The 8,221-nt window shown below is 73.7% G+C and carries 10 protein-coding genes; 5 read left to right on the forward strand and 5 right to left on the reverse strand.

Annotation, left to right across the window (positions count from 1 at the left end):
* The first annotated feature begins 125 nt into the window (after positions 1-125).
* The 3 genes from hemE to hemQ are packed head-to-tail and all read left to right on the forward strand — an operon-like array spanning position 126 to position 3,334.
* Positions 126-1,217 carry a uroporphyrinogen decarboxylase gene (gene hemE / locus F8279_RS16375; protein ID WP_175438708.1) on the forward strand — a complete coding sequence of 364 codons (1,092 nt, stop codon included), beginning with the start codon at positions 126-128 and terminating at the stop codon, positions 1,215-1,217.
* A gap of 9 nt (positions 1,218-1,226) precedes the next feature.
* Positions 1,227-2,636: a protoporphyrinogen oxidase gene (hemG, locus tag F8279_RS16380; RefSeq protein ID WP_091420018.1), complete on the forward strand. Its 1,410-nt coding sequence runs from the start codon at positions 1,227-1,229 to the stop codon at positions 2,634-2,636.
* The gene (gene hemQ, locus F8279_RS16385) at positions 2,633-3,334 is read left to right on the forward strand and encodes a hydrogen peroxide-dependent heme synthase (RefSeq protein WP_091420020.1); all 702 of its coding nucleotides are present in this window, start codon (positions 2,633-2,635) and stop codon (positions 3,332-3,334) included. Before hemG ends, hemQ begins: the two co-directional genes overlap by 4 nt.
* Before the next feature lie 46 nt (positions 3,335-3,380).
* Here the strand turns inward: hemQ and F8279_RS16390 are convergent, their stop codons facing one another.
* The 4 genes from F8279_RS16390 to F8279_RS16405 form a co-directional block, all read right to left on the reverse strand.
* A complete protein-coding gene (locus tag F8279_RS16390) occupies positions 3,381-4,499 on the reverse strand; it encodes a lytic polysaccharide monooxygenase (RefSeq protein WP_091420022.1) in 1,119 nt (372 codons plus the stop codon).
* 107 nt (positions 4,500-4,606) lie between these two features.
* Complete coding sequence (locus F8279_RS16395) at positions 4,607-5,050, reverse strand: GNAT family N-acetyltransferase (RefSeq protein ID WP_091420024.1); 444 nt, start codon at positions 5,048-5,050, stop codon at positions 4,607-4,609.
* Positions 5,051-5,138: 88 nt separating this feature from the next.
* Positions 5,139-5,816, reverse strand: a complete 678-nt coding sequence (locus F8279_RS16400) for a hypothetical protein (RefSeq protein WP_151500413.1) — start codon at positions 5,814-5,816, stop codon at positions 5,139-5,141.
* Positions 5,817-5,870: 54 nt separating this feature from the next.
* Entirely contained in the window at positions 5,871-6,131 is a 261-nt protein-coding gene (locus F8279_RS16405; RefSeq protein ID WP_013284826.1) for a hypothetical protein, read from the reverse strand.
* Between the two features lie 155 nt (positions 6,132-6,286).
* Here F8279_RS16405 and F8279_RS16410 point away from each other — a divergent pair, with 155 nt between their 5' ends.
* Positions 6,287-6,562, forward strand: coding sequence for an isoamylase early set domain-containing protein (locus tag F8279_RS16410; RefSeq protein WP_151500414.1), 276 nt, complete (start codon positions 6,287-6,289; stop codon positions 6,560-6,562).
* An 8-nt stretch (positions 6,563-6,570) separates the two neighbouring features.
* Here F8279_RS16410 and msrB read toward each other — a convergent pair whose 3' ends face one another.
* Positions 6,571-6,981 carry a peptide-methionine (R)-S-oxide reductase MsrB gene (gene msrB, locus F8279_RS16415; RefSeq protein WP_013284828.1) on the reverse strand — a complete coding sequence of 137 codons (411 nt, stop codon included), beginning with the start codon at positions 6,979-6,981 and terminating at the stop codon, positions 6,571-6,573.
* 47 nt (positions 6,982-7,028) lie between these two features.
* Here msrB and ligD point away from each other — a divergent pair, with 47 nt between their 5' ends.
* The gene (ligD, locus tag F8279_RS16420) at positions 7,029-8,054 is read left to right on the forward strand and encodes a non-homologous end-joining DNA ligase (protein ID WP_091420035.1); all 1,026 of its coding nucleotides are present in this window, start codon (positions 7,029-7,031) and stop codon (positions 8,052-8,054) included.
* Positions 8,055-8,221: the final 167 nt, after the last annotated feature.

Genomic DNA, 8,221 nt, shown 5'->3' on the forward strand with positions numbered 1-8,221 from the left:
GCCGCGCTCACCGCGCGGCGCGCGACGGCGCGCCGGGTGATCGCCGGTTGAGGGGCCTTCCTTCTACGTCACAAATGCGGACGGTGAGCGCGGGCGCGCACCGGGGGCGTGGCACGATTGCCGCGATGACCACCGACACCACGGGCACTGCCGCCCGAGACGGAGAACCCCGCCGTGGCGGGCCGGCCGACTCGCCCTTCCTCCGCGCCTGCCGGCGCGAGCCGGGCCCGCACACCCCGGTCTGGTTCATGCGCCAGGCCGGCCGGTCGCTGCCGGAGTACCGGGAGATCCGGGCGAACGTGCCGATGCTGGAGTCCTGCCGCCGGCCCGAGCTGGTCACCGAGATCACGCTCCAGCCGGTGCGCCGGCACGGCGTGGACGCGGCGATCCTGTTCAGCGACATCGTGGTGCCGGTCGCCGCGGCCGGCGTCGACCTGGACATCGTGCCCGGCACCGGCCCGGTGGTGGCCGAACCGGTCCGTACCGCCGCCGACGTCGAGCGGATCACCCCGATCGGCCGCGACGACGTGTCGTACGTGGACGAGGCGGTCCGCCGGCTCGTCGTCGAGCTGGGCGACACCCCGCTGATCGGCTTCGCCGGCGCCCCGTTCACGCTCGCCAGCTACCTGGTGGAGGGCGGCCCGTCGCGCACGCACGCCAAGACCAAGGCGCTGATGTACGGCGACCCGGACCTGTGGCACGCGCTGTGCGCGCGGCTGGCCGAGGTGACGCTTGCGTTCCTCCAGGTGCAGATCGACGCCGGGGTCTCCGCGGTGCAGCTGTTCGACTCGTGGGCCGGCGCGCTCTCCGAGGCCGACTACCGCCGCTTCGTGCTGCCGCACTCGACGTACGTGCTGGGCGGGCTCGCCGACGCGGGCGTGCCCCGGATCCACTTCGGGGTGGGCACCGGCGAGCTGCTCGGCGCGATGGGCGAGGCCGGCGCCGACGTGGTGGGCGTGGACTGGCGTACGCCGCTGGACGTCGCCACCGGCCGGATCGGGCCCGACAAGGCGGTGCAGGGCAACCTCGACCCGACAGTGCTGCTCGCCCCCTGGCCGGCGGTGGAGGCCGAGGTGCGGCGCATCGTCGAGCAGGGCCGGGCCGCTCCCGGCCACGTGTTCAACCTCGGTCACGGCGTCCTGCCGGAGACCGACCCCGAGGTGCTGACCCGGGTGGTCGCGCTGGTGCACGAGCTGACCGCGCGACCGGAGCGCTAGGAGGAGACAGTGGTGCGACCGTGGCGGGTGGCGATCGTCGGTGGCGGGATCACCGGGCTGGCCGCCGCCGTCCGGTTGCGCGACCGGGCTCCCGAGGGCACCGAGATCACCGTGTACGAGCAGTCCGGCCGCCTCGGCGGGAAGCTGTTCACCGGTGAGCTGGCCGGTGGCCCGGTCGAGTTCGGCGCGGAGTCGTTCCTGATGCGCGACCCGGCCGGTGGCGAGTCGGCAGCGGTGACGCTGGCCCGCCGCCTCGGCCTGGACGAGGAGATCGTGCACCCCACGGTCGGGCAGGCGGCCCTGCTGGTCGACGGCACGTTGCGACCGGTGCCGGGCGGCACGCTCGTCGGCGTACCCGGGGATCTGGACAAGGTGGCGGCGGTGGCGCCGCCGGCCGCGGACGCCGACCGCGACGCGGGCCGGCCGCTGCTGGCCGACGGCGAGGACACGTCGGTCGGTGAGCTGGTCCGCAAGCGTCTCGGTGACGCGGTGGTGGAGCGGCTGGTCGATCCGATGCTCGGCGGTGTGTACGCCGGGCGGGCCGACGACCTGTCGCTGGTCACCACGATGCCGGCGCTGGCTCGCGCGGCCCGCTCCGAGCACACGCTGGTCGGGGCGGTACGCGCCGCGCAGGCCGCCGCGCCGCGCGCGCCGGGCGCCCCGGTCTTCGGCACCCTCGCCGGCGGGCTGAGCACGTTGGTCGAGGTGGCGGCGACGGCGAGCGGTGCGACGATCCGCCGGGGCGCCGCGGTACGCGAACTGCGCCGCACCCCGGACGGCTGGCGGCTCACCGTCGGGCCGACCCGCGACGCCGAGCACGTCGAGGCCGACGCGGTGCTGCTCGCGGTGCCGGCCCGCCCGGCCGCGCGGCTGCTCGCCGCCGCCGCGCCCGAGGTGGCCGACACGGTCGGCGCGCTCGACTACGCCAGCGTCGCCCTGATCACGCTGGCACTGCCAGGCCCGGCCCTGCCGGAGCTGTCCGGCTTCCTGGTGCCGGCCGGCGAAGGGCTGACGATCAAGGCGTCCACGTTCTTCACCACCAAGTGGGGGCACCTGCGGCGGCCGGACGGGCTGGCGCTGGTGCGCGCCTCGGTCGGCCGGTACGGCGACGAGACGTCGCTGCGGCTCACCGACGACGACCTGGCCGACACGGTGCACCGGGAGCTGTCGGCGGTGCTCGGCGCGCCGCTGCCGGCCCCGGTGGTCCGGCACGTGCAGCGGTGGGGTGGCGCGCTGCCGCAGTACACGCCGGGGCACACCGGCCGGGTGGCGGCGGTCCGGACGGCGCTGCGCGCCGCCCACCCGACGCTTGCAGTGGCCGGGGCCGGCTATGACGGCGTCGGCATTCCGGTCTGCGTCCGCTCCGGCGAGACGGCGGCCGAAGAGATCATCACGGCACTGGGAGGATCGGCAGCATGACCGAGCAGACCAACGCGGCGCGGCTGCGGGAGCTCAACGAGACCATCCGCTACACCATGTGGTCGGTGTACCGGGCCACCAGCCCGCTGCCGTCGCTGCGGGAGAACGTCGTCGACGAGGTCGAGTCGCTCTTCACCGAGCTGGCCGGCAAGGACGTCACGATCCGGGGCACGTACGACGTGGCCGGGCTGCGCGCCGACGCCGACCTGATGATCTGGTGGCACTCGTCGTCCAGCGACGCGCTCCAGGACGCGTACCTGCGGTTCCGCCGCACCACGCTGGGCCGGGCGCTCACCCCGGTCTGGTCGCAGATGGCGCTGCACCGCCCGGCCGAGTTCAACAAGAGCCACATCCCGGCGTTCCTGGCCGACGAGCAGCCGCGCTCCTACCTGTGCGTCTACCCGTTCGTGCGCTCGTACGAGTGGTACCTGCTGCCCGACGCCGAGCGGCGTGAGCTGCTGTCCGAGCACGGCAAGATGGCCCGCGGCTACCCGGACGTGCGGGCCAACACCGTCGCCTCGTTCGCGCTCGGCGACTACGAGTGGATGCTGGCGTTCGAGGCCGACGAGCTGCACCGGATCGTGGATCTCATGCGCGACCTGCGGGCCTCCGGCGCCCGCCGGCACGTGCGGGAGGAGATCCCGTTCTACACCGGCCGCCGCCGCCCGGTCGCCGACATCGTCAACTGCCTGGTCTGAGGGGTGCCCGGCCGGGACCGCGCTCGCGGTCCCGGCCGGATCCCGGTCAGGCGGTCGTCGTGCAGGACAGGATGCCGGGCACCGGGTTCGTCGCACCGGCCGAGCCGGTGAAGCCGAACGAGGTGCTCGCACCCGGCGCGAGCGAGCCGTTGTAGGCCACGTTGCGTGCCGTCACCAGCGTTCCGCTCGTGGTCACAGTGGCGTTCCACGCCGAGTTGACCTGCTGGCCGTTCTGGTAGTTCCAGCTCACCGACCAGCCGCGGATCGGTGAACCGCTGCCGTTGGTCACCTTCACCTCGGCCTGGAAGCCACCGCCCCACGAACCGGTGATCGCGTACGTCGCGGTGCAGCCACCGGCCGGGTTCGGCGTGCTCGGCGGCGGGCTGGTCGGCGGCGTGCTCGTCGGCGGGGTGCTGGTGGGCGGCGTGCTGGTCGGCGGGGTGGTCGGGGACGTCGTCGGCGACGGGCCGGACCCGCCGAAGTCCACGTCACTGCACAGGTAGTAGGACTGGTCCAGGTGGCTGGCCTGCCAGATGGTGTAGACGATGTGCCGGCCGGTGCGGCCCGGCGCGTTCGCCGGGATCTGGATGGACACGCCGTCCACCTCACGCGTCCACTGGCTGGCCGGGGTGTTGCCGATCTGGCCGACCAGTTCCAGGTCGCTCCAGCGCAGCGGCGAGGTGAGCGCGTTGAAACCCTGCTTGGTCACGTACACCCGGATGTAGTCGGCGCCGTGGCTGGCCTGGTCGAAGAACTTGACCCGGAAGCTGTTGGTGACCGGCACGGTCTTCCAGGCGCCGACGGTGTCGAGCGCGTTGTAGCGGCCGCTCTGGGTGCGGCCGCCGCTGCACAGCTGCCCGTCCGGGATGGCGCCCTGGTGGTTGCCGGCCACGCCCTCGCGGAACAGGCCGTTCCAGTTCCACATGGCGTTCGGGTCGGCCTGCCACGCCTGCCAGCACATCGGGTCCTGGGTGGCCATGGCCGGGTTCTGGAAGTCACCGCCCCAGCGCTGCCAGCAGCTGTAGGCGCGCGAGGCCGGGTCGACAACCGACCCGTGCGCCGAGGCCGGGCCGGAGAACGCGGTGGTGAGCAGCGCCGCCACCACCGCGCAGACGGCGATGATCGCCGCCGCGAGCGGCAAGGGGCGGCGGTACGGAGTGGACATGGAAAGCCTCCGGGATGGGGTGTCGGTGCACGACGCCCGGACTGTCGGGAGTTGCCCTCTCCCGCGTGGCGGCTCCGCCCGCACGCTGCCACAAAAAGCGACAAACGTCAATTAGTCGGGTCACGGCGCATCGGGGTGTGCGGGATGCCGTCCTCGACGTAGCCGGGGCCGCTGACCTCGAAGCCGAGCCCCGCGTAGAAGCCGACCAGGTGCGTCTGCGCGTCGAGCACGCACGGCCGGTCACCCACCACGGCCAGGGCCTCGGTCATCAGCGCGCCGGCCAGGCCCGCGCCGCGGGCCGCCGACGCCACCACCACCCGCCCGATCCGCGCCACGCCGCCGGGGTCGGCCAGGATCCGCAGGTACGCGACCACAACGTCGTCGCTGCTCAGCCACAGGTGGCGGGTGCCGGGTTCGACGTCCCGGCCGTCCAGCTCCGGGTACGGGCAGGACTGCTCGACCACGAACACGTCGATGCGCAGCCGGAGCAGGTCGTGGAAGGTGCGGGCGTCCAGGTCGGCGAAGCCGGCCAGGTGGGACTCGACGGGCATCGGCCCAGGGTAGGCGGCGCGTCTCCGGCTGCTCGTGCTCCCCCTGGCGCGACATGTCGACCCGGCGCGCGCCGGGCCGGCGCGGTTGTCAGTCCCTGGACGCGCGCAGCCCGGCGGCGGTGGCGGTGACGGCGCGCTCGAACCAGGTGCCGGTGTCGGCCGCCGAGCGGGTCCAGACCGCGACGCACTGGGTCACCCGGCCCCGGTGCAGGCAGCCGTAGCGGTGCGGGAAGCGGGCGCCGTCGGGCACCGTCATGGTCGCCGACACCACGCGGCCCGGCACGCCCAGCCCGGCGGGCAGGTCCGCTGCGGTGTGGCCGGCGGTCACCTGGCCGTCCTCCTCGTCGCGCTCGCACGCCTCCAGCACGCCGAAGATCTGCCGTACCGCGTCCGCGGCCGTCGGCTCGTCCGGGTAGACCACGGTCTCCTGGGCGATCTCGACGAACTCGGCGGCCGGGGTTCCCTGCGGCGTGACGAAGACCCGGGTGGACACGACCAGCCGCCGGTCGAGCAGGGGCAGCGGGCGACCGCACACGACACCGTCGGAGTCGAGCCGCTCACTGGCGTGCTCGGGTTCCTCGGCCAGGCCGGCCAGGCTGCCGGTCGCGGCGTACCGGTCGCGCAGCGCCGCGGCGGCGCCGCCGTCGGTGGGCGAGGGCGCGGCGAGCGCCGGACCGGGGGCGGTCGCGGCACCGGGCTCGGTGGCGGAACCGCAGCCGGTGAGGGTGGCGACCAGGGCCACCGTGATGATCAACCGTCGGGACACCGGAGGGATGGTAGACGGAGATCGACGCCGGTGGTGCCCCGGGAGCGGCCCGCGTCAGGCGGGGCGGGCGCCGACCGCGTCGCGTACCTCGGCGCCCTGCTCGCCCTCGACGGCGCGGGCGCAGTGGGCGCAGCAGAAGAAGCGGCCGGAGACCTCGACGCCGTGCCCGACGATCTTGATCTGGCAGTGCTCGCAGATCGGCGCCATCTTGTGCACCGCGCACTCGAAACAGTCGAACGTGTGCCGCGACCCGTCGACGGTGCGCACCTCGAACGCCATCCAGTAATCGTTGCCGCAAACCTCGCAGGCAGCCATGCGAAACCCCCCGAAAACGGACCTGTCATCCGAGAGTCGCGCAGACGACACCTTCGAGCAACCGGAACCGGCGAACCTGATCCGGCCCCACGGCGAGTCGCTCCCGGCGTGTCGCGCGTTGACTCCTGTGACCGCCGAAAATCCCCGGAGGATTCGTGATCAAGCGCAACAAGCTCTTCGGCAACCAGACCCGGGTGACGTTCTCGCTGCCCCGGGACACGCCGGCCGGCACGGTCAGCGTGGTCGGCTGCTTCAACGGCTGGGAGCCCGGCCGGCACGAGCTGGTGCCGCGGCGCGACGGCACCCGTACCGTGACGGTCCGGCTCGCGCCGGGGGAGTACCGCTTCCGTTACCTCGCCACCGGCGGGGTGTGGCTGGACGACGAGGCCGCCGACCAGGTGGACGAGGCCGGCGGCCTGCTGCGGCTCTGACGCCGCCGTCAGCCGGCGCTGGGCTCCAGCCGCACCGAGATCGAGTTGACGCAGTGCCGGGTGTCCTTCGGGGTGAAGCCCTCACCCTCGAAGACGTGCCCGAGGTGGCTGTCGCAGCGCGCGCAGCGGATCTCTACGCGCCGCATCCCGAGCGTGTTGTCCGGGATCTCCTTGACCGCTCCCGGGATGGCGTCGTCGAAGCTCGGCCAGCCGCAGTGCGAGTCGAACTTGTCCTGGCTGCGGAACAGTTCCAGCCCGCAGGCCCGGCAGTGGTAGACCCCGGGGGTCTTGGTGTCGACGTACTCACCGGTCCAGGGCGCTTCGGTGCCGGCCTCGCGGAGCACCCGGAACTCCTCGGGGCTCAGCCGGACGCGCCATTCGTCCTCGGTACGGGGCAGTTCGTTGTCGGAAAGACTCACCGCTCCACGGTACGTCGGCTGTCGGTGGCATCGCATATGGTCGCGTGATGGCGGGCAGGAGCGCGGTCGAGGAGATCGAGGTAGCCGGGCACACGGTGCGGCTGAGCAGCCCCGATCGGGTGATCTTCCCGCAGCGCGGCTTCACCAAGGCCGACGTCTTCCGCTACTACCTCGCAGTCGGCGACGGGATCATGCGCGCCCTGCGCGACCGGCCCACCACGCTCCAGCGCTTCCCCGAGGGCATCGAGGGGGAGATGTTCTTCTCCAAGCGGGTGCCGCAGCGAGGCGTGCCCCCGTGGGTCCGCACCGCGCGGATCACCTTCCCCAGCGGCCGCCCGGCCGACGAGCTGTGCCCGGCCGACCTGGCGCACGTGGCCTGGGCGGCGCAGATGGGCACCGTGGTGTTCCACCCGTGGCCGGTGCGCGCTGCCGACACCGACCGCCCCGACGAGCTGCGCGTCGACCTCGATCCGCAACCCGGCACCGACTTCGCCGACGCGGTGACCGCCGCCGGTGAGCTGCGCGGGCTGCTCGACGAGCTGGGCGTGCCCGGCTGGCCGAAGACCTCCGGCGGCCGGGGCGTGCACGTCTACCTGCGGATCCAGCCGCGCTGGACGTTCGTGGAGGTGCGCCGGGCCACCATCGCGCTGGCCCGGGAGCTGGAACGCCGCCGCCCCGAGCTGGTCACCACCGCCTGGTGGAAGGAGGAGCGCGGCGAGCGGGTCTTCGTCGACTTCAACCAGACGGCGCGGGACCGCACCATCGCCTGCGCGTACTCGCTGCGCGCCAACGCCCGCGCCACCGTCTCCACCCCGGTCGACTGGGACGAGCTGCCGCAGGTCGACCCGGACGACTTCCACCTGGGCACGGTGCCGGCCCGGTTCGCCGAGCGCGGCGACCCGCACGCCGGCATCGACGACGCCCCGTGGGACATCACGCCGCTGCTGGAGTGGGCCGAGCGGGACGCCGCGGACGGGCTGGGCGACATGCCGTACCCGCCGGAGTACCCGAAGATGCCCGGCGAGCCGAAGCGGGTCCAGCCCTCCAAGGACCGCGACCGCCCCCGCCCCTGACGCGCCGTCCCCTTGTCGGCGAGTGCGCGCGGCGTACGCCGTGCTCGGGTGGGTGCAGCACACGGCGTGCGCCGTGCTCGGGTGACTGGGGCTCAGCCGGAGGCGGTGAACAGGGCCCGGACCGAAGCGACGACGTGCCGAGGGCGGCGGTAGAGGTCGGTGGCCGC

This window comes from Micromonospora sp. AMSO1212t, assembly GCF_008868145.1.
In the GTDB taxonomy this organism is placed as follows: Bacteria; Actinomycetota; Actinomycetes; order Mycobacteriales; family Micromonosporaceae; genus Micromonospora; species Micromonospora tulbaghiae.

Bases quoted from the DNA above. Each gene is read 5' to 3' on its own strand.
- F8279_RS16395 (WP_091420024.1), bottom strand. From the start codon at position 5,050: ATGCCCGTCGAGTCCCACCTGGCCGGCTTCGCCGACCTGGACGCCCGC.
- ligD (WP_091420035.1), top strand. From the start codon at position 7,029: ATGGCGGGCAGGAGCGCGGTCGAGGAGATCGAGGTAGCCGGGCACACG.
- hemQ (WP_091420020.1), top strand. From the start codon at position 2,633: ATGACCGAGCAGACCAACGCGGCGCGGCTGCGGGAGCTCAACGAGACC.
- F8279_RS16390 (WP_091420022.1), bottom strand. From the start codon at position 4,499: ATGTCCACTCCGTACCGCCGCCCCTTGCCGCTCGCGGCGGCGATCATC.
- F8279_RS16405 (WP_013284826.1), bottom strand. From the start codon at position 6,131: ATGGCTGCCTGCGAGGTTTGCGGCAACGATTACTGGATGGCGTTCGAG.
- hemE (WP_175438708.1), top strand. From the start codon at position 126: ATGACCACCGACACCACGGGCACTGCCGCCCGAGACGGAGAACCCCGC.